Below are 23,904 nucleotides of genomic sequence, written 5' to 3'. Positions count from 1 at the left end.
GGCCGAGGCATATCACGGGTTCTGATTAATAATCCGGGAATGCGTGGCGAAGCCGCTCACAAATCCGGCAAGACCTTACCCGGAGGGCGCCATACGGAAGGCCCCGGTATGAGGAATGGGCCCCAGTGGTTAAACTGGCGCCATGGCGGTTCAACTGGTCAATCTGCGGGGCGTGCTCGAGGACGAGGCGGAGGAGTTGCGCGCCCTGCTCCGGGACCATGGCTTCGACTTCTACGAGACGCCCCCGGGCAACTGGGGCATATCCCTGCCCGCCCTGTGGCTGCGGGATCATGAGCGGCTCGCCGAGGCGCGGGCCCTGGTGGCGGACTACCAGGCCCGCCGGGCGGCCCAAGCCCGGGAGGAATACGAGCGCCTGGCGGCCACAGGACGCCATCGCACCCTGCTGGACGAGGCCCGGGACCGGCCCCTGCGCCTGGTGTTCTATGGCGCCATCATCGGGCTGGTACTCTACGTGTCCATCAAGCCCTTTCTCGGCCTCGGTGGCTGAGGGGGCGGGCTTGCCGTCGTGGAGATCGTCTACCGGGCCCAGGACATCGCCGAGGCGGAGATCGTCTCCGGCATGCTCCAGGCCCACGGCATCGAGGCCCACGTGGGCGGTTACTATCTCCAGGGTGGCGTGGGAGAGCTGGCGCCCATGGGCTTCGCCAACGTCCAGGTGGAAGCGGCCGACCTCGGCCGCGCCCGCCAACTGGTGGGGGAATACACGGCGGCCGGGGAATCATCCGGGGCAGGGCAAGAAGCGGACCGACCGGCCACCGTGCCGAAACTCCTGGTGGCGGCATTGCTTGCCCTCCTGGCGGCCTCTCTTTATCTGCTGATACGCGGGGCCTGACGGCGGCTCCGGTGGCGCGCCCCATGTCCCGGGCCCTTTCAGCCGAAGTTGATCTTGGCCTCGAGGTTGGTCTTGGAATCGGCGTTGGTGAGGGCCTCCTCGAGGGTGATGCGGCCGTCCCTGTAGAGCCTGAACAGGGCGTCGTCGAAGGTCTGCATGCCCTTGGCGCCGCTGGTGGCCATGGCCTCCTTCACCTCGTCGATATCCCCCTTGAGGATGAGTTCGGCGATGTGAGGGGTCATCATCATGATCTCGATGGCCGCGCAGCGTTTCTGATCCACCCCCATCACCAGGCGCTGGGAGATGATGGCCCGCAGATTCAGGGACAGGTCCATGAACAGCTGCTTGTGCTGGTCCTGGGGAAACAGGTTGATGACCCGCTCCAGGGCCTGGTTGGCGTTGTTGGCGTGCAGGGTGGATATGGCCAGGTGGCCGGTGTTGCTGAGTTCCAACCCTGCCTCCATGGTCTCGCGGTCACGGATCTCGCCGATGAGGATGACGTCGGGGGCCTCCCGCAACGAACTCCGCAGGGCCGCTCGATAGGAGTAGGTGTCGACGCCGATCTCACGCTGGTTGACGATGGACTCGCGGTTGGGGTGCGCGAATTCCACCGGGTCCTCGATGGTGAGGATATGGCCCGCGGCGCTGCAGTTGCGGTGATCGATCATGGCGGCGAGGGTGGTGGACTTGCCCGAACCGGTGGCCCCCACCATGAGGATGAGGCCGCGCTTGTGCATGATCAGCTCATTCAGGATCAGGGGCAGCTTCAATTGTTCCAGGGTGGGGATGTCCGAGGGAATGAGGCGCAGCACCATGGCCACCTCGCCGCGCTGGCGGAACACGTTGACGCGGAAACGCGCATCGCCGCCAGGCATGGTGATGGCGAAGTCGCATTCCAGGTTCTGCTCGAACTCCTTGATCTGATCATCGCTCATGATGCCGTAGGCGGCGCCGCGGGAGAGTTCGCTGGTGAGGATGCTCTTGCCCACCGGCTTCTGCAGGCCCTCGATCTTTATCTTCACCGGCGCACCCACCGTGAAGAACAGATCCGAGGCGTTCTTCTCCACCATGAGCTTCAGATAAGGGACGATATCCACCGGGTGTCTCCTGCTGTGTTGTCATGCAATGACGATCATCGACCATCCTGGCCGCTTCCTCCGGGCGCCCATGCCCGGGTGACGCCGGAACGCCCTCAGCGCACGCTGTGCTCGTCGGCGTCTTCGGCCAGGGTGAGATTGTCCAGGGAACCCATGCCCCCGCCCTGTTTGGCGGCCTTGCCCTCGAGCTTGACGCGCAGCCGGAGTTCGTTGGCGGAGTCGGCACTGCGCAGGGCCTCATCGAGGGAGATCTTATCCGCCTCGTAGAGGTCGAACAGGGCCTGATCGAAGGTCTTCATGCCGAGTTCGTTGGACTTGGCCATGATCTCCTTGATGCCGTAGACCTCTCCCTTGAGGATCAGATCGGCGATAAGGGGCGAATTGAGCAGCACCTCGATGGCCGCCACCCGGCCCTTGCCGTCCACCGTGCGCATGAGGCGCTGGGACACCACCGCCTTGAGGTTGAGGGACAAGTCCATGAGCAACTGGGGCCGGCGCTCCTCGGGGAAGAAGTTGATGATGCGATCCAGGGCCTGGTTGGAACTGTTGGCGTGGAGGGTGGCCATGGCCAGGTGGCCGGTCTCCGCGAACTGGATGCCGTACTCCATGGTCTCGCGGTCGCGGATCTCTCCCAGCAGGATGACGTCCGGCGCCTGTCGCAGGGTGTTCTTGAGGGCCACTCCCCAGTCCTCGGTGTCGATGCCGACCTCGCGCTGGGTCATGATGCAGTTCTTGTGGGGATGGACGTACTCGATAGGGTCCTCGAGGGTGATGATGTGGCCGTAGGAGTTCTCGTTGCGGTGATTGATCATGGCCGCGAGACTCGTGGACTTGCCGGAGCCGGTACCGCCCACCATGATCACCAGGCCGCGTCTGGTCATGGCGATGTCGCTCATCACCTTGGGCAGGTTGAGTCTCTCCAGGGTGGGGGGTTCGGTCTCGATGGTGCGCAGCACCAGGGCGGCGCAACCCTGTTGGATCAGGGCGTTGACACGGAAGCGTCCGATACCCGGCGGGTTGATGGCGAAGTTGCACTCATTGGTGGCATCGAACTCCTTCATCTGCTTGTCGTTCATGATGGCATGGGCCATCGCCTGGGTATTCTCCTGGGTCAGGGCCTTCTTGGAGACCGGCGTGATCTTGCCGTGGATCTTGATGGCCGGCGGAAAGTCCGCGGTGATGAAGAGGTCCGACCCCTTCTTCTGGACCATGAGCTTCAGCAGGTCCAGCATGAATTTGATTGCCTGTTCCCGTTCCACGCGTCACATCCTCCTGGGGTGGGCCTTGTTCGTCGCGGACACCCGAACCACGGGGCCTCGATACCGCGAAAATGATCTGAAATTCGCCCCGGGCAAGGTAACGGCAGCAGTCAGGGCACATCCCTGCCGGGTGCTCCGCGACCCGCCGGGGAGCGGATGACAGGCGTGGGACACTAGATGCTGTCCTTGCTGGACGCCTTCTTGCGCGCCTCGTCCCGGGTCACCAGGCCCTTGCGCAACAGTTCCTGGAGGTTCTGGTCCAGGGTCTGCATGCCGAACTGCTGGCCGGTCTGGATGGCGGAGTACATCTGGGCGATCTTGTTCTCGCGGATGAGGTTACGGATGGCGGGGGTGCCCATCATGATCTCGTGGGCCGCCACCCGGCCGCCGCCCACCTTCTTGAGCAGGCTCTGGGAGATCACGGCCCGCAACGACTCAGACAGCATGGCCCGGATCATGTCCTTCTCCGCCGCCGGGAACACGTCGACGATGCGGTCGATGGTCTTGGCCGCCGAGCTGGTATGCAGGGTGCCGAACACCAGGTGGCCGGTCTCCGCCGCCGACAAGGCCAGCCGGATGGTCTCCAGGTCCCGCATCTCGCCCACCAGGATGACGTCCGGGTCCTCGCGCAGGGCGGAGCGCAGGGCCTCGTTGAAGCCCAAGGTGTCACGATGCACCTCGCGCTGGTTCACCAGGCATTTCTTGCTCTCGTGTACGAACTCGATGGGGTCCTCGATGGTGAGGATATGACCGTACTCGGTGTTGTTCTTGTAATCCACCATCGCGGCCAGAGTGGTGGATTTGCCCGAGCCCGTGGGACCTGTGACCAGCACCACGCCGCGGGGGTGGTCGGAGATGCTCTTGAAGATCTCCGGGGCGTTGAGGTCCTCCAGGGTCAGGATCTTGGAGGGGATGGTACGAAACACGGCGCCGGAACCGCGATTATGGTTGAAGGCATTGACACGAAAACGGGCAAGCCCCGGGATCTCGAAGGAGAAATCCGTCTCCAGGAACTCCTCGTAATCCTTGCGCTGCTTGTCGTTCATGATGTCGTACACCAGGTCGTGGACCGTGGTGTGATCCAGCGGCGGCACGTTGATGCGACGGACGTCCCCGTCCACCCGGATCATTGGCGGCAGACCCGCCGACAGATGCATGTCGGAGGCCCCGTTCTTGACCGAGAATGCCAACAGTTCGCCGATATCCATCAAATACTCCCCAGATGTGATCTACCGAGCCGGAACGGATGCCCCGGACGTTGGTTCGAAAGTATAGCCCAACCCGGTATAGCGGAAGATTTGTCGGGCCTTTTAGCCCACAATGGTGATAGCCATGATATCCGTCGCCGCCAACCTCCGTAACGTGAGGGCCCGCATCGCCGCCGCGGCGGCGGCCCACGGGCGGGTGGCGGCGGATGTGGCCTTGCTCGCGGTCTCCAAGACCCATCCCCCCGAGATCATCCGCGCTGCCCATGGCGCCGGCCAGCGGGCCTTCGGCGAGAACTATGTCCAGGAGGCCGTGGCCAAGATGGATGGGTTGCGGGACCTGGATCTGGAATGGCATTTCATCGGCCCCCTGCAGAGCAACAAGAGCCGGGCGGTGGCCGAGCGCTGCGCCTGGATCCACACCGTGGACCGCGAGCGTATCGGTCGCCGGCTGGCCACTCAGCGCCCGCCCGGCCTCGGCCCCCTCAATGTCTGCATCGAAGTGAATGTCAGCGGCGAAGCCGCCAAGGCCGGCGTCGCCCCCGCCGACACCCTGGCTCTCGCCCGCACCCTGGCCCCCCTGCCGGGGCTGCGCCTGCGCGGCCTGATGTGCGTGCCCGCCGCCACCGCGGATCCCGCCCGCCAACGCGAACCCTTCCGCCTGCTCGCCGGCCTGCTGCGGGAACTCAATGCCGCGGGCCTGGCCCTGGACACCCTGTCCATGGGCATGACCGCGGACCTGGAGGCGGCCATCGCCGAGGGCAGCACCCTGGTGCGGGTGGGCACCGGCATCTTCGGCCCCCGGGCCACCTTTCCATGAGCCGCGAGATGGCTTCCAACGCCATCCATGCATGGTACCCTTGTCCACGCGATGCCTTTCCCTGGACACCCACGAACGACCCTGATCCATGTCTGATACAACCATTTGTTTCATCGGTGGCGGCAACATGGCCACCAGCCTCATCGGCGGCCTCATCGCCAGCGGCCGGCCGGCCGCCGACATCACCGTCGCCGAACCCGAGGCGGGGCGCCGCCAGGCCCTGAATGAACGCTTCGGCGTCCATGCCGTGGCGGACAACACCGCCGTCGCCGCCGACGCGATGGTGCTGGCGGTGAAGCCCCAGGTTCTAGGCGCCGTGTGCCGGCAGATCGGCCCAGGCTTGGCCGAACGCGCGCCCCTCTTCATCTCCATCGCCGCCGGCATCCGGGTGGATTCCATCGCCCGCTGGCTCGGCTTCGACGCCGCCATCATCCGCGCCATGCCCAACACCCCGGCCCTGCTGGGCTGCGGCGCCAGCGGCCTGTTCGCCAATCGCCACGTCACCAGCGCCCAGCAGGATCAGGGGGAATCCATCCTACGCGCCGTGGGCCTCACCCAATGGGTGACTGAAGAGTCCCAGATGGACGCGGTGACTGCCGTCTCCGGCAGCGGACCCGCCTATTTCCTCATGCTCATGGAGGCCATGGCCGAGGCCGGTGTGGACATGGGCCTGCCGCCGGCCACGGCCCGGCTGCTGGTGATGGAGACCGCCTTCGGGGCCGCCAAGATGGCCATGGAGAGCGACGAAACCCCGGCGGAGCTGCGGGCGCGAGTGACTTCACCGGGGGGTACCACGGAGGCCGCCATCCGCCATTTCGAGGAAGGAGGCTTGCGGCGGCTGGTGGGCGAGGCCCTGGAGCGCGCCCGCGCCCGGGCGGTTACCCTGGCCGACGAGCAGGGGGCCGACTGACATGGGCCCCGTGGGTAACGCCGGCTACTTTCTCATCCACACCGCGTTCTATCTCTATATCACGGTGGTGATGGTGCGCTTCCTGCTCCAACTGGTACGGGCGGATTTCTACAACCCCATCTCCCAGTTCACCGTCAAGGCCACGGCGCCGCTGCTCAACCCGTTGCGGCGCTACATCCCGGGTTACGGCGGCGTGGACGTGGCGGCCATCGTCCTGATGCTGGTCCTCAAGCTGGTGGAGCTGTATCTGCTCTCGGCCTTCGGCGGTGTCTCCCCGGGCCCGGTGCAGATGGTGTTCCTGGCCCTGGCCGGACTCATCGAACTGGCCATCAATCTCTACATCTTCATGATCATCGTGCAGGTGGTCATGAGCTGGGTGAACCCCGGGGTCTACAACGACGTGACCGCCATCATCCACCGGCTGACGGAACCCGTGATGGCGCCGGTGCGGCAACTGCTGCCCCCCATGGGGGGATTGGACCTGTCGCCCCTGTTCGTGCTCATCGGGCTGCAACTCGTCAAGATCCTGGTGGTGGGCCCCCTCCAGGGCCTGGGCGTCGCGGGCGTGATGTGAGCGCGCCGTGGCTGCGCCGGGACGGTGAGGCCCTGGTGCTGGAACTCCATGTCCAGCCCGGTGCCCAATCCACGGCGGTGGCGGGCGTGCACGGCGGGCGCCTGAAGATCCGCGTGGCGGCGCCGCCGGTGGAGGGCGCCGCCAACAAGGCCCTGCAGCGCTTCCTGGCGCGGGCCTTCGGGGTATCGGGGCACGACGTGGATATCGTGCGCGGCATCGCGGGGCGCCGCAAACAGGTGCTCATCCGGGGCGCCGGCGTCCTGCCGCCATGGGCCGTGGCGGAAGACTGAAGGGCGCGCCTCAGTCGAACAGGGAGCGCAGGAAGCCCTTCTTCTTGGGCCCCGCCCCCGCGGTGTCTCCATCCGCCGCGATGGCCTTTGAGCGCTTCCTGCGGGCGGGGCGTTCCCCCAGTTCCCGCGCCTTGGCCTCGGCCTCCCGTTGCAGGCGTTCCCGCAGCTGGGTCCGCACATCGTCCCCCACCTTGAAGCCCATCAGCTCGTCGAAGGTGTTGGGCTGGTGAAGCACCGACTTGGCCAACTCCTCGAGGAAACTCTCGGTGAAGTCCTCCACCTTGACCTGGTACACGTCGGCGCCGATGTGGTTGAGGTTCTTGGTGGTGATGCGGATCCGTTGCTCCTGGGCGGCGATCTCGAAATGCACTGACACCCGCACGTGGGCCTCCATCTCGAAGCTCCCGCAATAGGCGCTGCCCGCCGCCCCGACGTCTTCCCGGAAATTGAAAAGCATGCCGTGCTTCCACAGATACTCCCGCTCCCGCTTGACCCCGTCACGGGTGAAGACCCTGAAGGTGACGGTCTCGTCCCGGGAACACACGTAGGACAGGGTCAGGTCGTTGGTATCGGGGACATCGTCGGCCTTCAGCATGTAGTCATGCTGGCGCAAGCGCTCGAGGCGACCCGCCCCCTCCACCTCGTAGTCGGAGAAGATATCCGGGTCGGCCTTGACCAGATTGTCCACGAACTCACGCAGGTAGTGGTAGGCTCGCAGCATGGCCGGCTGGGCCCGTTTGCGGAACATGGATGCCTCCGACGCAGCGCTGCGCCGTTCCTCCTCGCGCCGCGCCTCGGCGTCCCTGGCCTGTTGTTTCAGTTCATCGAGTAATGCCATGCTGCAACCCCCTGGACCCGCCGAGGCGTCGACTATCCCCGGCGGGTGGATGCCAACCATCAAATTCTAGCCCCTCCGTGGGAATTAGCGACAGGAACGCCCGACTCATAAGCCTTAACGTGAAAGTCGCGAAGCACGAACTCCCCCTCTCCCTCTGGGACAAATCCGTCGGGAACGGATTTGAACGCGCCTTGGCGCGGCCCGCAGGGCGAAGGGCAGGATGCCCGGAGTACAGGGATGGGGTGAGGGAACGAACATGGCGATACGCGCTCCTCTTTCACCATTTTGGGTGGCGCGTATCGCCATGAGAGTTCCCTTGAAAGCGCCGACAACAGCGGGGACTTGGTGAGGCCTCTGATCCCGGCTAAGCTACTTCCTGCGCCCATTGCCATAACAAGCCCGTGCCGCCGGTCATCCGGTATAGACAACGCGACAACGGCGCCGGCCGCGGCGAAGCCGCCACGCGCCGCAACGACAACTCATGAGGAAGCCCCAATGCACAACAACACGGTTCTCAAATCCCTCGGCGCGCTGCTGCTCGCCCTGGCATCCTTCGGCGCCGCGGCGGAGCAGTCGGTAGACGTGGGTGAATACGTCATCCACTACAACGCCCTCAACACCGACAACCTGCTGCCCCAGGTGGCCCAGAGTTACGGTATCACCCGCAGTCCCAACCGCGTGCTGTTGAACGTAACCGTCTTGAAGAAGATCATGGGCACCACCGGCAAGCCAGTATCGGCGGACATCAGCGCCACCGCCACCAACCTGAACAACCAGTTGTACACCATCGACATGCGCCAGGTGGATGACGGCGGCGCCATCTACAACCTGGGGACCATCACAGTGAACCACGGCGACACCCTGACCTTCCACATCACCGCGGTGCCGGAGGACACGGATACGCCCTACAAGCTGAAGTTCCAGCGGCAGTTCTACGTCGCGCGCTGAAGGGAAACCGCCACGGCGGGCGCCGCCGGGACACCGTCCCAGGCGTCGTGGAACAGCAGCAGGGCGAACACCAGCAACAGCAGCCATAGGGGAATCTCGGTCATAGCCGGCCGCGACCGGGCCACCCGCTCCACGCGACATCCGCAGTGGATATAATCGGCGCGCCATCGGCCGACCCGGCCGTCATCCGGCGCAAGACCAAGGGTTGACTCCGGGCCTCAGCAGGACTCGACCGAGGGCAGCCCCGACAGGGCCATGGCCAGTTCCGTCTTACTGTAGTCCTGGTCGTGGAGCCGGCCTTCCAGGTAATCGGTGTAGGCCGGTATTTAACGTGAAAGACGCGAAGCACGAACGCCCCCTCTCCCTCTGGGACAAATCCGTCGGGAACGGATTTGAACGCGCCCTGGCGCGGCCCGCAGGGCGAAGGGCAGGATGCCCGGAGTACAGGGATGGGGTGAGGGAACGAACATGGCGATACGCGCTCCTCTTTCATCATCTTGGGCGGCGCGTATCGCCATGAGAGTTAACGGTATCGCTCAGGGCGTTCTTCTCTCTCGAGATTGGATCGTCCCGGCGCAGGTTATCGGCCCCGGCGGCGGCGCACAAACGCGGGATCAGTCCGTCCCGTCGACATAGTCGATGATCAGCGGCGCGTGATCGGAAAAGCGCCGGTCCTTGTAGATGGACGCCCCCGTCACCCGTTCGGCCATGGCGGGGGTCACCACTTGGTAATCGATGCGCCAGCCGACGTTCTTCTCCCAGGCCCGGCCACGGTTGGACCACCAGGTGTACTGGTGGGGCTCGTGGTTGACCCGCCGGAAGGCGTCCACCCAGCCGAGGGGTCCGAACACCCGGTCCAGCCACGCCCGCTCCTCGGGCAGGAAGCCCGAATTCTTCTGATTGCCCCGCCAGTTCCTGATGTCGGCCTGGCGATGGGCGATGTTCCAGTCGCCGCAGATGACACACTCCCGGCCCTGGCGTCGCAGCCACGCCAGGTGCCCGGCCAGGCGGGCCATGAGGTCAAACTTGACCCCCTGGCGCTGGTCCCCCGATGAGCCCGAGGGCAGATAGAGGCTGACGACCGAGAGCCCCGGAAAGCGGGCCTCCAGGTAACGGCCTTCGGCGTCCACGTCGGGCCAGCCGATGCCGTGGCGGACTTCGTCGGGGGCGGCCCGGGAAAACAGGGCGACGCCGCTGTAACCGGGCCTTTGGGCGTTATGGAAGGCACAATGATAGCCCTCGAGATGGAAATCGCCGGCCGCCACCAGGTCGTCCTGGATGCGCGTCTCCTGCAGGCAGATCACGTCCGCGGCAGCGGCGGCGAGCCACTCGTAGAGGCCCTTGCGCCGCGCGGACCGCAGGCCGTTGGCGTTGAGGGTGATTATGCGCAAAGCGGGTTCTCCGGGCGGCTGGCGACACGAGTCGCCAGAGTAGACAATATCCACCGGCACCAGGCAAACCGCCCGCTGCGCGACGGAGTGCCACAGCCACCGGCCCACCCTACGACAACGGGAGCACCATGAAAGACTACCAGCAGCAGTTCATCGATTTCGCCCTCGACGTGGAGGTCCTCCGGTTCGGCGATTTCACCCTGAAGTCGGGCCGCCGCAGCCCCTATTTCTTCAATACCGGACTGTTCAACACCGGCCGTCATCTGGCCCGCCTGGGTGCCTTCTACGCCCGCGCCATCATGGATGGGGATGTGGAGTTCGACATGCTCTACGGCCCCGCCTACAAGGGGATCCCCCTGGCCACGGCCACCGCCATCGCCCTGGCCGAGCACCATGAACGGGAAGTGCCGTTCTGCTTCAATCGCAAGGAGGCCAAGGACCATGGCGAGGGCGGCGACACCGTGGGGGCCCCCCTGGCGGGGCGCGCCCTCATCGTGGACGATGTGGTGTCCGCCGGGACCTCGGTGCGGGAGTCGGTGGACATCATACAGAGTGCCGGGGCCGAGGCGGCGGGAGTGGTGATTTCCCTCGACCGCCAGGAACGGGGCCAGGGCCCGCGCTCCGCCATCCAGGAGATCCGGGATGACCTGCACATGCCGGTGATCAGCATCGTCACCCTGGATCAGGTGGTGGCGTACCTGGCCCAACGACAGGACATGGGCGCCACCCTGTCCCAGGTCGAGGACTACCGGGCACGCTATGGCGTGAGCTGAAGCCGCCGCATGTCGGGAAGTCTTTTTTGACAAACGTCGGGGTATTGCACCCTTGCGGTCCCATGGCGCTAGAATGGTTCCAAACCAACGCCATGGAACCGTCATGACAACGATGCGCTTGCCCACCCTCCTCATGGTGGCCGTACTGGCCATCCCAGGCGCGGCTTACGCCGCCATCAAATGCTGGACCAACAGCGAGGGGGTGCGCGAGTGCGGCAACGTGGTGCCGCCGGAATATGCCCAGAAGGGCCATGACGAACTCTCCAAACGCGGCATGAAGACACGGGAGGTCGAGGCCGCCAAGACGCCGGAGGAAATGGCCGCCGAACGGCGGGAGCGGGAACACCAGGAAGCGCAGGAACGCCTGTCCCGGGAGCAGGCGGCCCGCGACCGGGTGCTGCTGCGCACCTATACGTCGTCGCGGGAGCTCGACCTCGCCCTGGAAGACAAGCTCGCCGTGCTGGAGTCCCGCATCAATCTCACCCGCAACCACATCGAGAAATTCGAGCAGAACCTGGAACTCCTACACGCCAAGGCGGCCCGCGAGGAGCGGGCCGGCGGCGGCGTCTCGGACAAGGTCGAGGAGGACATCGCTCAGGTGGAGCGCCAGATCGAGAAAAGCGAGGAGTTCGTGGTCGACCGCGAGCACGAGAAGGCGGAACTCCGGCAACAGTACGCGGCGGACAAGGAACGTTTCGAGAAACTGAAGTCGGGCGCCATCCAACCCGGGGATATCTCCCACCTCACCCCCGGTGAGGCCCCGGCCGGTAACTGATCGATCTCGTCAAGGCGGCAAGCGCGCCAAGTCATCTCGAGATCGCCTTTAGCCCCGAATCGCCCTAAGGAGGGTGGGTGAAAAGCGATTCTCTCACGGGGGCACGGAGGCCACAGAGATGTTGCGCCACAGAGATGTAGCGATAGCGCCTCTACTATCCCTCCCGAGGTTCTCGGCCGGGCCATCCTGGCAGGCGCGAGATGCAGCCCCCCGGAATCTCCCGAAGTGCTCCTTAGCCTCTGTGCCACGGTGAGGGATCATTCGACCACTCACAAGCGGGCTAGAACCGCACCCGCTCCCGCGGCAGCTCCCTGAGGACGCGGCGGCGGGCATCGTAGTCGGGCAACACCGCCTCCACCTCGCGCCAGAAGGCCGGCGAGTGGTTCATCTGCCTGAGGTGGGCCAGCTCGTGGACTACCACGTAGTCAGCCACCCGCGTGGGCAGCAGCACCAGGCGCCAGCTCAGGTTTACCCTGCCGCGGCTGGAGCAGCTGCCCCAGCGGGTGCGCGGGTCCCGCAGGGTGAGGGTGGGGCAGGCCAGCCCCATCTCCTCGGCATAGTGGGCCAGGCGCATCCCCAGGTGGTCCCGCGCCCGCCGCCGATACCAGTGCTCGAGACGGGGCCGCACTTCGGCCTCGCCGAGGTCGGGGCCGCGCACGGTGAGCCATGGCCCCTCGCGCATCACCCGCCAGGTGGCGCGCTCCAGCAGCCGCAGGTGCAGGGTCTCGTCGAGCCAGGGCAGGGGCCGATGGTCCGTGAGGGGCGGCGGCCGCCGGGCCTCCAGGGTGGCGCGGGTGCGCCACACCCAGTCGCCGTGGTCCAGCAGCACGCCTTCTGCCAGGCGCCGCGGGCAGTGCCAGGGTACGCGCAGCCACACCGTGCCGTCGTCGGCCACCCGGACCTGGATGTGGCGGCGCCGCGGCACCCTGGCCAGGACGTAGTCCAGGGGCCGGCCGGCCACCGTCAGGCGATGATGGGAGACGGTGGCGGACACCGTTATCGCCTGCCGGCCGCCATGGCGAAGGCCCTCAGCGCCCCAGCAGCAGCGCCGCCACCGCCGGCCATTGTTCGCTCCAGTCGTCCAGGGGGCTGCGCTCGAAGCCGCTGCGGGCGTACTGGCTCATCTTGCCCTCCACGATCACCAGCAGCAGGTTGGCGGTGGCCCCGGGCGGGGCCATGGGACTCACGTCACCGGCGGCTTCCCCCTCCCGCAGCACCTGCCGCAACTGGGTCTCAATGCGATTGAAGAACTGGTCCACCCGGGCCCACAGGCGTTTGTGTTCGCCCACCAGTGCATCTCCCAGCAGCACCCGCGTGATGCCGGGATTGCGGGCGGAAAAGCCCAGCAGCACCATGAGGATGTTCTCGCAGCGCCGCAGGGCCTCGGATTCCTCCTGCAGAATGCGCCGCACCAGGCCGAACACCGATTCCTCGGCGAACTCGATGAGGGCCTCGAACATCTTGGCCTTACTGGGGAAGTGGCGGTACAGGGCCGCCTCGGACACCCCCACCGCATGGGCCAGACGGGCGGTGGTGATGGCCATGCCGGGATTGTTCTCCAGCTCGTGGGCCAGGGCCTCGAGGATCTGCTGGCGGCGGCCCACGGGGGCATCCGCCGTCATCGCGAGCCTCTCCCGGGGCCGTGGATGAGGGTGCCCACCCCCGTGTCCGTGAACACCTCCAGCAGCACCGCGTGCTCCACCCGGCCGTCCACGATATGGGCGGCCCGCACCCCCGCGCTCACCGCATCCAGGGCGCAGCGGATCTTGGGCAGCATGCCGCCGTGGATGGTGCCGTCGGCGATGAGGGCCTGGACCTGCCTCGCATCGAGCCCCGTGAGCAACTCGCCCTGCTTGTCCAGCAGGCCCGGGGTGTTGGTGAGCAGCATGAGTTTCTCGGCGTTCATGGTCTCCGCCAGGCGCCCCGCCACCAGATCGGCGTTGATGTTGTAGGAGAAACCATCGGCGCCCACGCCGATGGGGGCGATGACGGGGATGAAGTTGCCGTGGATCAGCATGTCCACCACGCCGGTGTCGATGCTCTCCACCTCTCCCACATGGCCGAGGTCGATGATCTCCGGGGCCTCCAGCTCGGGGGAGTCCTGAGTCACCGTGAGCTTGCGGGCGCGGATGAGGTCGCCATCCTTGCCCGTGAGCCCCACGGCGCCGGCGCCACCGTGACGGTTGATGAGATTGACGATCTCCTTGTTCACCAGCCCCCCCAGCACCATCTCCACCACGTCCATGGTCTCGGCGTCCGTGACCCGCATGCCCTGGACGAAGCGCGTCTCCTTACCCAGGCGTTCCAGCAGCACGCCGATCTGGGGTCCACCACCGTGCACCACCACCGGATTCATGCCCACGTGCTTCATGAGCACCACGTCCCGCGCGAAGCCCTCCTTGAGGGCCTCGTCCACCATGGCGTTGCCGCCGTATTTGATGACGATGGTCTTGCCGGCGAAACGCTGGATGTAGGGCAGGGCCTCGGCGAGCACGCGGGCGGTGGTCATGGCGGCGGAACGGGTCAGGGACATGGCGTTATGGCAGTGGCTTATGAGGGTCGAAGGGTTCAGAAGGGCAGATGCAGGTCCGGACGCAGGCGGGACATCAGGTCCCTGAAGGCACCCTGGATACGCGCCAGGGCCGCGGCGTCGTCGGCCTCGAAGCGGAATACCAGGCTCGGGGTGGTATTGGAGGCCCGCAGCAACCCCCAGCCGTCGGGATACTCGGCACGCACGCCGTCGGTACGGTCGATCTCCGCGCCCTCCAGGGTGACCTCGGTGAGTCGCTCCATGAGGGTGTGCTGCACGCCCTCGGGTACCGCCGCCCGCAGCTCCGGGGTGGCGACGGTCTGGGGCAGGGTGGCGAAGAATGCCGTGGGCGATTCGCTGCGCTGTTGCAGGATCTCCAGCAGGCGGGCGCCGGCATAGAGGCCGTCGTCGAAACCGTACCAGCGTTCCTTGAAGAAGATGTGGCCGGACATCTCGCCTCCCAGGGGGGCTCCCGTCTCCACCATCTTGGCCTTCATGAGGGAATGGCCGGACTTCCACATCACGGGGTTGCCGCCGGCCTCCGTGATCACCCGCGGCAGGTGCCGCGAACACTTGACGTCGAAGACGACGTCGGCGCCCGGGTTGCGTTCCAACACGTCGGCGGCGAAGGCCATGAGCAGGCGGTCTGGCCACACGATGTGCCCCGTCCCATCCACCACCACCAGGCGGTCGCCGTCGCCATCGAGGGCGAGTCCGAGGTCGGCATCGTGTTGTTTGACGGCCGCCTGCAGGGCCTTGAGGTTCTCGGGCTCACAGGGATCGGGCGGATGGTTGGGGAAGCGGCCGTCCACCTTGCAGTACAGGTCCACCACGTCATGACCCAGGGCCCGGTAGAGCCGCGGCGCCAGTTCGCTGGTGGCACCGTTGGCGCAGTCCACCACCAGCTTGAAGGCGTTGCCCAGGGCCACCGGGATGTCCTCGCTGATGCGGCGGATGTAATCCGCCCCCACGTCCATCTGCTGGACGCTGCCGTCGCCGGTCACGAAGTCCTTTTCCACCACCCGCCGGCGCAGGTCCATGATGCCCTCGGGGGGGAGGGTCTCGCCGCCGATGACCACCTTGAAACCGTTGTCCGTGGCCGGATTGTGACTACCGGTCACCACCACGCAACTGCCCACGTCCAGGTAGCGGGCCGCGAAATAGACCACCGGCGTGGGCACCAGCCCTACGTCGATGACGTCCATGCCGGCCTCCATCAGGCCCGCCACCATGGCTTCGGCCAGCTCGCGGCTCGACTGACGGCCGTCGCGCCCCACCACGAAGCCCTTCTCGCCCCGCGCGGCGGCGGCACTACCTACCGCCTGGCCCACGTCCCGGGCCAGTTCGGCGTCCAGCCCCGCGGCCACGGCGCCACGAATGTCATAGGCACGAAAAAGGGCCCGGGGCGGGCCGTCGTCCGCGGCCTCCGGCGTCTCCACGGCGGGTGATGGCTCCTCGGAGGACTCGAAGATCTCCATGAAATCCATCTCCGGCTCGGATGCGGCCACCTTCTGCGGCTCCGCGGCTTCTCCCGCGACCGGCCCCTCGGTGACGGTGATACCGGTGTCCGTACCCATCCCTTCGCCGGCACCGCGGGAAATGTAATCCTCCACCACGAACTGCATGGTCTCGTGGGACATGACCCCTACGCTCTTCACCGCACCGTCCAGCACCACTGGCGACCGGTCGCCGTCACCTGCGGCGTCATCGCCGCCGGCACGCCGGCGCCGCACCAGCACCATGACCACCAGTCCCAAAACGACGACAGCACCGGCGATCCAGGCCACGGGCAGGTCACCCACGGCATCGCTGACCTCGTCGCCGAGGGATACGGTGCCTACGCTCAGCTTCCAGCCATAGCCGGGGACAAAGTGGGAAGTAACGCCCCCCCGCAAAGCCCCACCACGGCCGGCCAGGGCTATGTTCGCGCTGCCCGGCACCACCTGCTCCACGACCACGGGCACCCCCGGGTCGGCCAGACCCTCCACCACCCGCTGGATCAGGCCCACATCCAGGGCGACGAACACATACCACCCAATTTCACCCTCCACCGTCGTCGCCGGCAGCAGCCAGGCGATATGGGCGTCCTTCGTATCCGTCAGCAGGGCCTCGGGATTGGGTATCCGACTGGATGCCTCGGCCTTTTTCAGCATATCGATGGCGGCATAGGTCAGGGGCGGGCTGGCGTCGTAGTCCACCTGACGATGACCCGCGGGCAGCCGCCGCACCGCCAGGATGGCGGGATGGCTGGTGGCCACGGGGGCCACATCCGCGGTCGCGGCGGCCACGCCAGGGGCGGTCTTCACCGCCTCGCGGATGGGGGCGAGTTCCTCATCGAGGCCGCGCTGCAGCCGGCCGGCGAGGGTCTTGGCCAGGGTGTCGGCGGCGGTGGGCGCCGGGCCTTCACCATTGCCACCGCTGCCGAGAAACAATACGCCGGCGACCGCCAGCAGCGCCACTGCCGCCACTACCGCGAGCCGGATACGCTTGCCTCCCAGTTTGAGTTCAGGTGTTCTTTTCATGATCTCCGCGCGCACCCTCCAGGGTCGTGTCCACTGCCTCAGACCGTGTCACCGGCTTCGTCAATGGCGGCCCGAGGAGCCGAAGCCGCCGGCGCCCCGCTCGCTGGGACTGAACTCCTCCACCACCTCGAGACTGGCCTTGACCACCGGCAGGAAGACCATCTGGGCGATACGCTCCCCCGGTTCCAGGGTGAAGGGAACTGCGCCTCGATTCCAGCAGGAGACGAACACCTGGCCCTGGTAGTCGGAATCGATGAGACCCACCAGGTTGCCGAGCACGATGCCGTGCTTGTGGCCCAGCCCCGAGCGCGGCAGCAACACCGCCGCGAGGCCGGAATCCGCCATGTGAATGGCGATACCCGTGGGAATCAGATGAGTGGCTCCGGGGGCCACCTCCAGGGTCTCTTCCACGCAGGCTCGCAGGTCCATGCCGGCGGCGCCAGGGGTGGCGTAGTCCGGCAGGGGAAATTCCGCGCCGATGCGCGGGTCCAGGATCCTGACTTCAACCTTGCTCAATCATGCGCTCCACAATCAACGTGATGAGGCCATCGGCCAACTCCCGCTTGGTGGCCCGGCCGAGGTCCCGTGAACCGCCCCGCCAGTACACCGTCAGGGCGTTGTGCTCGCTGTCGAAGCCGACTTCATCACCCACCAGGTTGGCGGCCACGAGGTCCGGGCCCTTGCGCTCCAGTTTATCCCGCGCGTGACGTTCCAGATCACGGGTCTCGGCGGCGAAGCCCACGGTGAAGGGGCCGTCCTCCACCATGGCCACGGTAGCGAGGATGTCCGGTGTGGGTTCCAGGGCGAGGTCCATCGCCGCGGTGCCCTTCTTGATCTTGTCGCCGCGGCGCTCGGCGGGCCGGTAGTCCGCCACCGCCGCCGCCGCGATGAATATATCGCAACCCGCCAGGTTCGCCATCACGGCCTCCAGCATGTCGGCGGCGGACACCGTATCCACGCGCTCCACCCCGGGCGGCGTCGCCAGGGCCACGGGCCCGGCCACCAGCACCACCTCGGCGCCGGCCCGGCGCGCCGCCTCGGCCACGGCGAAGCCCATGCGCCCCGAACTGCGATTGCTGAGGTAACGCACGGGGTCCAGGGCCTCGCGAGTGGGACCGGCGGTCACCATCACCCGCAGGCCGGTGAGGGGCTCGCCGCCGAAGTGTCGTTCCACCCCAGCCACGATCTCTGCCGCCTCCACCATGCGTCCAGGCCCGCTGTCACCGCAGGCCTGATCGCCGGTGGCCGGGCCGAGGACGCTGACACCCCGCCGCCCGAGGGTATGAAGATTGGCCTGGGTCGCCGGGGCCGCCCACATGTGCCGGTTCATGGCCGGGGCCATCATGAGGGGAGCAGCCGTGGCCAGGCAGGCGGTGGTGAGGAGATCGTCGGCCATGCCGGCGGCGAGGCGCGCCATGAGGTTGGCACTGGCGGGGGCGATGAGCACCAGGTCCGCCCAACGGGCCAGCTCGATGTGCCCCATGGCGGCCTCGGCCCGGGGATCCATCATGTCCTCGTGCACGCTTCGGCCCGACAGGGCCTGGAGGGTCAGGGGAGTGATGAACCGCGCCCCACCCGCCGTCAGCACCACCCGTACCTCGGCGCCGGCGCCGGCCAACAGCCTCACCACCTCGGCACCCTTGTAGGCCGCCACGCTGCCGCCGATGCCGAGGAGAATGCGCCTGTTGGTCAGGATGGCCATGCTGGGCTACAGTTTAAGGCCATCGGGCGTCCTTGAGTAGGTATTCACTATCAAGCCCCGGCGCTATCCGCCCCGGGCGCCGGGCCACTGACATCAACCATTGCCGGACACGGAGGTCACATGGCCATTACGGACTGGCCCGAGGACGAACGTCCTCGGGAGAAACTCTTCAAACGCGGCAGCGCCGCCCTCTCCGACGCGGAACTGCTCGCCATCTTCCTCGGCTCCGGAGTACGGGGCAGCTCGGCGGTGGACGTGGCCCGCGGCCTCCTCGGCACCTGGGGCGGACTCCAGGGACTGCTGGATGCCGAAGGCCGGCGCGTAATGGCGGCGCCCGGTATCGGCCCCGCCCGCTATGCCCTGTTGCAGGCGGCCCTGGAACTGGGGCGCCGTTACCTGGAGAGCCGCCTCGACCGCGGCCCGGTGATGGACAGCCCCGAGGCCACCGCCCGTTATCTCGCGAGCCGTCTGCGCGGCCGCGGGCGCGAGGTCTTCGCCTGCCTGTTCCTGGACAACCGCCACCGTCTGATCGCCTACGAGGAACTCTTCATGGGCACCCTGGATGGCGCCAGCGTCCATCCCCGCGAGGTGGTCAAACGGGTGCTGGAACACAACGCGGCGGCGGTGATCCTGGCCCACAACCATCCCTCGGGGGTGGCCGAGCCGAGCCGCGCCGACGAGGCCATTACCCGGCGCCTCAAGGCCGCCCTGGACCTGGTGGACATCCGCCTGCTGGACCATTTCGTGGTGGGGGACGGGCCGCCCGTCTCCTTCGCCCAGCGGGGCCTGCTATGAGGCCGCCGGGCGCGCATACCGAGGTTGCGGCGCGGGCCGCCATCTGCTATAAATCGCGGTCTTTCCGCCTCCGGGCGGCGTATCCCTTGCGGCAGGCCGGCCCGCGCGCGCTCCTGCCGGAAACCAACCGGAAAAGCAGTCATGTCTAGAGTATGTCAGGTTACGGGCAAGCGGCCGGCCTCGGGCAACAACGTGTCCCATGCCCACAACAAGACCCGCCGTCGTTTCCTTCCCAATCTGCATTCCCATCGCTTCTGGGTGGAGAGTGAGAAGCGCTGGGTCAAGCTCAAGATCAGCCACAAGGGCCTGCGCATGATCGACAAGCTGGGCATCGAGCCCGTGCTGGCCGAGATTCGCAAGCGCGGCGACAAGGTCTGAGGAGGTCACTATGAGAGACAAGATCAAACTCGTGTCCAGCGCCGGTACCGGCCACTTCTACACCACCAACAAGAACAAGCGCACCACCCCCGACAAGCTCGAGTTCAAGAAATTCGACCCGGTGGTCCGCAAGCACGTCATGTACAAGGAAGCCAAGATCAAGTAATCCCGTGGCGGGGCCCCGGCCCCGCCACCATACGCCGCCCCCCTTCAACGCGCCGACGCGCGCCGGCACAGTCCCCGCCCGGTCTCGGCCTCGCAATCCATTGCATTGTGTTATAACATAACAAAGCCATCGGCGGGGTACCGCCGCCCGCGCCGCTACTGTTCCTTATCCAAGAAAACTCTCATGGCGATACGCGCCACCCGAAATGATGAAAGAGAAGCGCGTATCGCCATGTTCGTTCCCTCACCCCAGCCCTGTACTCCAGGCGTCCTGCCCTTCGCCCTGCGGGCCGCGCCAAGGCGCGTTCAAATCCGTTCCCGACGGATTTGTCCCAGAGGGAGAGGGGGAGTTCGTGCTTCGCGACTTTCACATTAACGGTATAGCCCCATGTGGCGTCTGTTCCTGATGTTGTTCCTGGTGACGCCTCCGGCCCTGGGTGCCGGCGAGCCCCCGGGCGTCTTCGTCAGCGTGGTGCCCCTCAAAACCTTCGTCGAGCGAATCGGTGCCGAGGCGGTGACGGTGACCGCCATGGTGGGTCCCGGACACAACCCTCACACCTACGACCCCACGCCGCGTCAGATCGGCGCCCTGGCCGCGGCGCAGTTGTATATCCGCGTCGGCGTGCCCTTCGAAGACACCTGGATGGCGCGCATCCGCGCCGTCAATCCCGCCATGGAAGTGATGGACGCCCGCACCGGACTGGATCTGGGAGCGGACCACCACGCACCCGCGGAGAGCGAAAGCCATGGCGACCACCATCATGACCCGGAGGGGCACGATCCCCACGTATGGACCGATCCCCTGCTGGTAAAGCGTATGGCGGCGCACATCCGCGACACCCTGGGTCGTATCGACCCCGCCAACGCCGAGGTTTTTACCGCCAACTACCATGACTTCGCCGCCGAGCTGGAGACCCTGGATGCCGACATCCGGGCCCTCTTCGCGGCCTCGGGCAATCGCCGATTCATGGTCTATCATCCCGCGTGGAGCCATTTCGCCGCCCGCTACGGCCTCACCCAGATGGCCATCGAGCAGGAGGGCAAGGAGCCCGGCGCCCGCACCCTCGGCGCCCTCATCGAGCGGGCGAGAGAGCACGGCGTACGGGTGATCTTTGTGCAGCCCCAGATGGACAGGCGGCTGCCCAAGCGCCTGGCCGAGGAGATCGACGGCCGGGTGGTGGTCATGGACCCCCTGGCCGCGGACTATGTCGCCAACATGCGCCGGGCCGCCCGCCTCATCGCCGGCAACGGGACCCCGTGACCGTGGCGGTGCCCATCATCGAACTCCGGGACGTGGGCTTCTCCTACGGCGCCGCGCCGGTGCTGGAGGGGGTCGACCTGACGGTGGACGAGGGCGAGTTCCTCGGCATCGTGGGCCCCAACGCCGGAGGCAAGAGCACCCTGCTGAAACTCATACTCGGCCTGCTGGAACCCCAGCGCGGGGACATCCGGGTGCTGGGGCACCCGCCCCGGGATGCCAGCCGGCATCTCGGCTACGTGGCCCAGTATCCCGGCTTCTCCCGGGACTTTCCCATCACCGTGGAGCAGACGGTGCTCATGGGGCGTCTCGGCAGCGGCGGCTGGCTGGGCCGTTACCGCCCGGCCGATCGCGCGGCCGCGTGGCAGGCCATGGTGGAGGTGGAGGCCGATGACCTGGCCCGGCGCCAGATCGGCAGCCTGTCGGGAGGACAGCTCCAGCGCGCCCTGCTGGCCCGGGCCCTGGTGAGCGCCCCCCGGGTGCTGATCCTGGACGAGCCCACCGCCAACATCGACCAGCGCCTGGAGAGCGACATCTTCGACCTCCTGGGGCGACTGAATGAACGTATGACCATCCTGGTGGTGTCCCACGATATCGCCTTCATCTCCAGCTACGTGCGGCGGGTGGCCTGCATCAACCGCACCCTGGTGTGCCACAGGACCGAGGCCGTGGACGGCGAAATCATCCAGGACCTCTACGGCGATCAGGTTCGCATGGTGCAACACCACCACTGACACCATGGACGGATTTCTCCACGCCCTGAGCCACCAGTCCTTCCTGCAGACCGCCCTGGCCGCCGGCCTGCTGGCCAGCATCGGCTGCGGCATCATGGGTACTTACGTCGTCGTCAAACGCATCGCCTTTCTCGCCGGCGGCATCGCCCACTCGGTGCTGGGTGGCATCGGTGCCGCCATCTACTTCGGCCTGCCGCCCCTGGCGGGCGCCCTGGGGGCGGCCGTGGTGGCGGCCCTGTTGATCGGCGGCATCCGGCTGCACTGGCGGGCTCAGGAGGATACCCTCATCAGCGCCCTGTGGGCGATAGGCATGGCCGTGGGTATCCTGTTCATGGCCAAGACACCCGGTTATCAGAGCGACCTCATGAGTTATCTGTTCGGCAACATCCTGCTGGTGCCCCGGGAGAGCCTGTGGTTCATGGCCGCCCTGGACGCCGCACTGCTGGCGGCGGTGGTCGCCTTTCACCGCCAGTTCATGGCGGTGGCCTTCGACGAGGAGTTCGCCCGCCTGCGGGGGGTGCCCGTGGCCTTCTTCTACCTGCTGCTGCTGGTGCTGGTGGCGGTGACGGTGGTGCTGCTGATCCAGGTGGTAGGCCTGATCCTGGTGCTGGCCCTGCTCACCCTGCCCGCGGCGGTGGCTGGCCACTACGTCCACTCCCTGGGCCCCATGATGGCAGTGGCCACCCTGCTGGGCGGGGTAGTCACCACGGGCGGACTGGCCCTTTCCTACGCTCCCGATCTCCCCGTGGGGCCCACCATCATCCTGCTGGCGGGGGTCCTGTACCTGGCCTCCACCCTGGTCAGCCGCCGCCTCGCCCGGCACCGCGCCCACCGCGCCCTCAACCCCGGGGCGGCAGGGGAGGCCCGGCATGGATAGCAAGCGACTCGCGGGAATCATGGAACAGGCCGAGGCCCTGTGCCGGGAACGCGGGGTGCGCCTCACACCTCAGCGCCGCACGGTGCTGGAACTGGTGTGCGCGGCCGAACGCCCCATGAGCGCCTACGACATCCTCGACCTCATGCGCTCCAGCATCAGCAATCCGGCTCCGCCCACGGTATACCGCGCCCTCGACTTTCTCCTCGAGCAGGGCCTGGTACACAAGCTGGAAAGCATCCATGCCTTCGTGGGCTGCTCCCACCCGGACCACCCCCACGCCAGCCAGTTCCTCATCTGCGCCGACTGTGGCGATGTGAGCGAACTGGAGGACCCCGCCATCGCCCGCAGCCTGCGCGCGGCCGAGACCGCCTCGGGCTTCGCCCCCAAGCGCCGGGTGGTGGAACTCATCGGCAGCTGCGCCCGCTGCACGGCGAAGGCCCATGAGTGACGGCACCAACGACGGGAGCGGCCATGCCCCCGCCGCGGACGCCGCCCCGGCCATCGACATCCGCGATCTGGCCTACCGCTGGCACCCCCGGGAGCCCGTGGTGCTGGCCCTGGAGGAGTTGCGGGTGGAACGGGGTGAGCAGGTCTTCATCGAGGGCCCCAGCGGCAGTGGCAAGAGCACCCTCCTCGGCCTGCTGGCGGGCATCAACGTGGCCGGCGAGGGCAAAGTGCGGGTGCTGGACCGGCGCCTCGACACCATGGGTGCCGCCGCCCGGGACCACTTCCGCGCCCACCACATCGGCTACATCTTCCAGATGTTCAACCTCATCCCCTACCTCTCCATGGTAGACAACGTGGTCCTGCCCTGCCGTTTTTCCAGTCGCCGCCGGGAGCGGGCCCTGCAACGCTCCCCCAGCCTGGAGGCCGAGGCCGTGCGGTTGCTCGAGCACCTGGATATGGACCAGGCGGCCTTCCACCGGCGGCCGGTGACGGCCCTCAGTGTGGGCCAGCAACAGCGGGTGGCGGCGGCCCGCGCCCTCATGGGCTCCCCGGAACTCCTCATCGCCGACGAGCCCACCTCGTCCCTGGACGCCGGCCGTCGCGAGTCCTTCCTGCGTCTGCTGTTCGACGAATGCCGGGCGAACGGTGCCACCCTGGTGTTCGTGAGCCACGATTCCGCCCTCGAAGAACTGTTTCAGCGCACCATCCGCCTCACCGAGGCCAACCGGGCGGCGGCGACAGCGATCGCCGCCAGGGTCTGAGC

At 67.0% G+C, this 23,904-nt stretch carries 28 protein-coding genes; 17 read left to right on the top strand and 11 right to left on the bottom strand.

Annotation, left to right across the window (positions count from 1 at the left end; genetic code table 11):
• The first annotated feature begins 142 nt into the window (after positions 1-142).
• On the top strand, positions 143-508 hold the full coding sequence (locus U5S82_09790; GenBank protein ID MDZ7751937.1) for a DUF6164 family protein: 366 nt from the start codon (positions 143-145) through the stop codon (positions 506-508).
• Positions 509-526: 18 nt separating this feature from the next.
• Positions 527-853 carry a DUF2007 domain-containing protein gene (locus U5S82_09785; GenBank protein ID MDZ7751936.1) on the top strand — a complete coding sequence of 109 codons (327 nt, stop codon included), beginning with the start codon at positions 527-529 and terminating at the stop codon, positions 851-853.
• Positions 854-891: 38 nt separating this feature from the next.
• On the opposite strand, the gene U5S82_09780 is transcribed toward U5S82_09785, so the two are convergent.
• The 3 genes from U5S82_09780 to U5S82_09770 form a co-directional block, all read right to left on the bottom strand.
• Entirely contained in the window at positions 892-1,950 is a 1,059-nt protein-coding gene (locus U5S82_09780) for a PilT/PilU family type 4a pilus ATPase (protein ID MDZ7751935.1), read from the bottom strand.
• 95 nt (positions 1,951-2,045) lie between these two features.
• Entirely contained in the window at positions 2,046-3,209 is a 1,164-nt protein-coding gene (locus U5S82_09775; GenBank protein MDZ7751934.1) for a PilT/PilU family type 4a pilus ATPase, read from the bottom strand.
• A gap of 173 nt (positions 3,210-3,382) precedes the next feature.
• A complete protein-coding gene (locus tag U5S82_09770; GenBank protein ID MDZ7751933.1) occupies positions 3,383-4,417 on the bottom strand; it encodes a type IV pilus twitching motility protein PilT in 1,035 nt (344 codons plus the stop codon).
• Positions 4,418-4,541: 124 nt separating this feature from the next.
• On the opposite strand from U5S82_09770, the gene U5S82_09765 reads away from it, so the two are divergent.
• The 4 genes from U5S82_09765 to U5S82_09750 all read left to right on the top strand — a co-directional run bounded on the left by U5S82_09765 (position 4,542) and on the right by U5S82_09750 (position 7,008).
• Positions 4,542-5,234, top strand: coding sequence for a YggS family pyridoxal phosphate-dependent enzyme (locus U5S82_09765; GenBank protein MDZ7751932.1), 693 nt, complete (start codon positions 4,542-4,544; stop codon positions 5,232-5,234).
• An 88-nt stretch (positions 5,235-5,322) separates the two neighbouring features.
• A complete protein-coding gene (gene proC, locus U5S82_09760; GenBank protein ID MDZ7751931.1) occupies positions 5,323-6,144 on the top strand; it encodes a pyrroline-5-carboxylate reductase in 822 nt (273 codons plus the stop codon).
• 1 nt (position 6,145) lies between these two features.
• Entirely contained in the window at positions 6,146-6,718 is a 573-nt protein-coding gene (locus U5S82_09755; protein MDZ7751930.1) for a YggT family protein, read from the top strand.
• The gene (locus tag U5S82_09750) at positions 6,715-7,008 is read left to right on the top strand and encodes a DUF167 family protein (GenBank protein MDZ7751929.1); all 294 of its coding nucleotides are present in this window, start codon (positions 6,715-6,717) and stop codon (positions 7,006-7,008) included. The genes U5S82_09755 and U5S82_09750 overlap by 4 nt, the downstream gene beginning before the upstream one ends.
• 10 nt (positions 7,009-7,018) lie before the next feature.
• Here the strand turns inward: U5S82_09750 and U5S82_09745 are convergent, their stop codons facing one another.
• A complete protein-coding gene (locus tag U5S82_09745) occupies positions 7,019-7,846 on the bottom strand; it encodes a hypothetical protein (protein MDZ7751928.1) in 828 nt (275 codons plus the stop codon).
• 495 nt (positions 7,847-8,341) lie between these two features.
• Between U5S82_09745 and U5S82_09740 the strand changes: the two genes are divergently transcribed.
• On the top strand, positions 8,342-8,794 hold the full coding sequence (locus tag U5S82_09740; GenBank protein MDZ7751927.1) for a DUF4426 domain-containing protein: 453 nt from the start codon (positions 8,342-8,344) through the stop codon (positions 8,792-8,794).
• Positions 8,795-9,408: 614 nt separating this feature from the next.
• On the opposite strand, the gene U5S82_09735 is transcribed toward U5S82_09740, so the two are convergent.
• The gene (locus U5S82_09735; protein ID MDZ7751926.1) at positions 9,409-10,185 is read right to left on the bottom strand and encodes an exodeoxyribonuclease III; all 777 of its coding nucleotides are present in this window, start codon (positions 10,183-10,185) and stop codon (positions 9,409-9,411) included.
• 128 nt (positions 10,186-10,313) lie between these two features.
• Here U5S82_09735 and pyrE point away from each other — a divergent pair, with 128 nt between their 5' ends.
• Both pyrE and U5S82_09725 read left to right on the top strand, forming a co-directional pair.
• Entirely contained in the window at positions 10,314-10,958 is a 645-nt protein-coding gene (pyrE, locus tag U5S82_09730; protein ID MDZ7751925.1) for an orotate phosphoribosyltransferase, read from the top strand.
• Positions 10,959-11,061: 103 nt separating this feature from the next.
• Positions 11,062-11,733, top strand: a complete 672-nt coding sequence (locus U5S82_09725) for a hypothetical protein (protein MDZ7751924.1) — start codon at positions 11,062-11,064, stop codon at positions 11,731-11,733.
• Between the two features lie 280 nt (positions 11,734-12,013).
• Here the strand turns inward: U5S82_09725 and U5S82_09720 are convergent, their stop codons facing one another.
• Genes U5S82_09720 through coaBC form a run of 6 tightly spaced genes read right to left on the bottom strand, consistent with a single transcriptional unit; the run spans position 12,014 to position 18,487 of the window.
• Entirely contained in the window at positions 12,014-12,727 is a 714-nt protein-coding gene (locus U5S82_09720; GenBank protein ID MDZ7751923.1) for a SprT family zinc-dependent metalloprotease, read from the bottom strand.
• 34 nt (positions 12,728-12,761) lie between these two features.
• Positions 12,762-13,355 carry a nucleoid occlusion factor SlmA gene (slmA, locus tag U5S82_09715; protein ID MDZ7751922.1) on the bottom strand — a complete coding sequence of 198 codons (594 nt, stop codon included), beginning with the start codon at positions 13,353-13,355 and terminating at the stop codon, positions 12,762-12,764.
• Positions 13,352-14,266, bottom strand: coding sequence for an acetylglutamate kinase (gene argB / locus U5S82_09710; GenBank protein ID MDZ7751921.1), 915 nt, complete (start codon positions 14,264-14,266; stop codon positions 13,352-13,354). The genes slmA and argB overlap by 4 nt, the downstream gene beginning before the upstream one ends.
• 35 nt (positions 14,267-14,301) lie before the next feature.
• Positions 14,302-16,785, bottom strand: coding sequence for a phosphomannomutase/phosphoglucomutase (locus U5S82_09705; GenBank protein MDZ7751920.1), 2,484 nt, complete (start codon positions 16,783-16,785; stop codon positions 14,302-14,304).
• Between the two features lie 60 nt (positions 16,786-16,845).
• Positions 16,846-17,301 (bottom strand): dUTP diphosphatase, encoded by a 456-nt coding sequence (dut, locus tag U5S82_09700; GenBank protein ID MDZ7751919.1) that lies wholly within the window; start codon positions 17,299-17,301, stop codon positions 16,846-16,848.
• The gene (coaBC, locus tag U5S82_09695) at positions 17,288-18,487 is read right to left on the bottom strand and encodes a bifunctional phosphopantothenoylcysteine decarboxylase/phosphopantothenate--cysteine ligase CoaBC (GenBank protein ID MDZ7751918.1); all 1,200 of its coding nucleotides are present in this window, start codon (positions 18,485-18,487) and stop codon (positions 17,288-17,290) included. Before coaBC ends, dut begins: the two co-directional genes overlap by 14 nt.
• Before the next feature lie 120 nt (positions 18,488-18,607).
• Here coaBC and radC point away from each other — a divergent pair, with 120 nt between their 5' ends.
• The 8 genes from radC (at position 18,608) to U5S82_09655 (ending at position 23,902) form a co-directional block, all read left to right on the top strand.
• On the top strand, positions 18,608-19,282 hold the full coding sequence (gene radC / locus U5S82_09690) for a DNA repair protein RadC (protein MDZ7751917.1): 675 nt from the start codon (positions 18,608-18,610) through the stop codon (positions 19,280-19,282).
• Positions 19,283-19,423: 141 nt separating this feature from the next.
• The gene (rpmB, locus tag U5S82_09685; GenBank protein ID MDZ7751916.1) at positions 19,424-19,660 is read left to right on the top strand and encodes a 50S ribosomal protein L28; all 237 of its coding nucleotides are present in this window, start codon (positions 19,424-19,426) and stop codon (positions 19,658-19,660) included.
• A gap of 10 nt (positions 19,661-19,670) precedes the next feature.
• Positions 19,671-19,826 carry a 50S ribosomal protein L33 gene (gene rpmG / locus U5S82_09680; protein MDZ7751915.1) on the top strand — a complete coding sequence of 52 codons (156 nt, stop codon included), beginning with the start codon at positions 19,671-19,673 and terminating at the stop codon, positions 19,824-19,826.
• 387 nt (positions 19,827-20,213) lie between these two features.
• The gene (locus U5S82_09675; protein MDZ7751914.1) at positions 20,214-21,086 is read left to right on the top strand and encodes a zinc ABC transporter substrate-binding protein; all 873 of its coding nucleotides are present in this window, start codon (positions 20,214-20,216) and stop codon (positions 21,084-21,086) included.
• A gap of 2 nt (positions 21,087-21,088) precedes the next feature.
• Positions 21,089-21,817, top strand: coding sequence for a metal ABC transporter ATP-binding protein (locus tag U5S82_09670; GenBank protein MDZ7751913.1), 729 nt, complete (start codon positions 21,089-21,091; stop codon positions 21,815-21,817).
• A gap of 4 nt (positions 21,818-21,821) precedes the next feature.
• A complete protein-coding gene (locus tag U5S82_09665) occupies positions 21,822-22,694 on the top strand; it encodes a metal ABC transporter permease (protein ID MDZ7751912.1) in 873 nt (290 codons plus the stop codon).
• Positions 22,687-23,142 (top strand): transcriptional repressor, encoded by a 456-nt coding sequence (locus tag U5S82_09660; protein MDZ7751911.1) that lies wholly within the window; start codon positions 22,687-22,689, stop codon positions 23,140-23,142. The genes U5S82_09665 and U5S82_09660 overlap by 8 nt, the downstream gene beginning before the upstream one ends.
• A complete protein-coding gene (locus U5S82_09655) occupies positions 23,135-23,902 on the top strand; it encodes an ABC transporter ATP-binding protein (GenBank protein MDZ7751910.1) in 768 nt (255 codons plus the stop codon). Before U5S82_09660 ends, U5S82_09655 begins: the two co-directional genes overlap by 8 nt.
• Positions 23,903-23,904 lie beyond the last annotated feature (2 nt).

This window comes from Gammaproteobacteria bacterium (assembly GCA_034522055.1).
Lineage (GTDB): Bacteria > Pseudomonadota > Gammaproteobacteria > JAABTG01 > JAABTG01 > JAABTG01.
The sequence above is the reverse complement of the archived record's forward strand: the minus strand, read 5'-3'. Positions and strand labels throughout refer to the sequence as shown.

What these genes read in the sequence shown, in the direction of transcription:
- U5S82_09725 (MDZ7751924.1), top strand. Translation starts at nt 11,062, where the DNA reads ATGACAACGATGCGCTTGCCCACCCTCCTCATGGTGGCCGTACTGGCC.
- U5S82_09675 (MDZ7751914.1), top strand. Translation starts at nt 20,214, where the DNA reads ATGTGGCGTCTGTTCCTGATGTTGTTCCTGGTGACGCCTCCGGCCCTG.
- coaBC (MDZ7751918.1), bottom strand. Translation starts at nt 18,487, where the DNA reads ATGGCCATCCTGACCAACAGGCGCATTCTCCTCGGCATCGGCGGCAGC.
- argB (MDZ7751921.1), bottom strand. Translation starts at nt 14,266, where the DNA reads ATGTCCCTGACCCGTTCCGCCGCCATGACCACCGCCCGCGTGCTCGCC.
- U5S82_09755 (MDZ7751930.1), top strand. Translation starts at nt 6,146, where the DNA reads ATGGGCCCCGTGGGTAACGCCGGCTACTTTCTCATCCACACCGCGTTC.
- U5S82_09790 (MDZ7751937.1), top strand. Translation starts at nt 143, where the DNA reads ATGGCGGTTCAACTGGTCAATCTGCGGGGCGTGCTCGAGGACGAGGCG.
- radC (MDZ7751917.1), top strand. Translation starts at nt 18,608, where the DNA reads ATGGCCATTACGGACTGGCCCGAGGACGAACGTCCTCGGGAGAAACTC.
- pyrE (MDZ7751925.1), top strand. Translation starts at nt 10,314, where the DNA reads ATGAAAGACTACCAGCAGCAGTTCATCGATTTCGCCCTCGACGTGGAG.
- U5S82_09705 (MDZ7751920.1), bottom strand. Translation starts at nt 16,785, where the DNA reads ATGAAAAGAACACCTGAACTCAAACTGGGAGGCAAGCGTATCCGGCTC.
- slmA (MDZ7751922.1), bottom strand. Translation starts at nt 13,355, where the DNA reads ATGACGGCGGATGCCCCCGTGGGCCGCCGCCAGCAGATCCTCGAGGCC.
- proC (MDZ7751931.1), top strand. Translation starts at nt 5,323, where the DNA reads ATGTCTGATACAACCATTTGTTTCATCGGTGGCGGCAACATGGCCACC.
- rpmG (MDZ7751915.1), top strand. Translation starts at nt 19,671, where the DNA reads ATGAGAGACAAGATCAAACTCGTGTCCAGCGCCGGTACCGGCCACTTC.
- U5S82_09765 (MDZ7751932.1), top strand. Translation starts at nt 4,542, where the DNA reads ATGATATCCGTCGCCGCCAACCTCCGTAACGTGAGGGCCCGCATCGCC.
- U5S82_09745 (MDZ7751928.1), bottom strand. Translation starts at nt 7,846, where the DNA reads ATGGCATTACTCGATGAACTGAAACAACAGGCCAGGGACGCCGAGGCG.
- U5S82_09660 (MDZ7751911.1), top strand. Translation starts at nt 22,687, where the DNA reads ATGGATAGCAAGCGACTCGCGGGAATCATGGAACAGGCCGAGGCCCTG.
- U5S82_09770 (MDZ7751933.1), bottom strand. Translation starts at nt 4,417, where the DNA reads ATGGATATCGGCGAACTGTTGGCATTCTCGGTCAAGAACGGGGCCTCC.
- rpmB (MDZ7751916.1), top strand. Translation starts at nt 19,424, where the DNA reads ATGTCTAGAGTATGTCAGGTTACGGGCAAGCGGCCGGCCTCGGGCAAC.
- U5S82_09740 (MDZ7751927.1), top strand. Translation starts at nt 8,342, where the DNA reads ATGCACAACAACACGGTTCTCAAATCCCTCGGCGCGCTGCTGCTCGCC.
- U5S82_09655 (MDZ7751910.1), top strand. Translation starts at nt 23,135, where the DNA reads ATGAGTGACGGCACCAACGACGGGAGCGGCCATGCCCCCGCCGCGGAC.
- U5S82_09665 (MDZ7751912.1), top strand. Translation starts at nt 21,822, where the DNA reads ATGGACGGATTTCTCCACGCCCTGAGCCACCAGTCCTTCCTGCAGACC.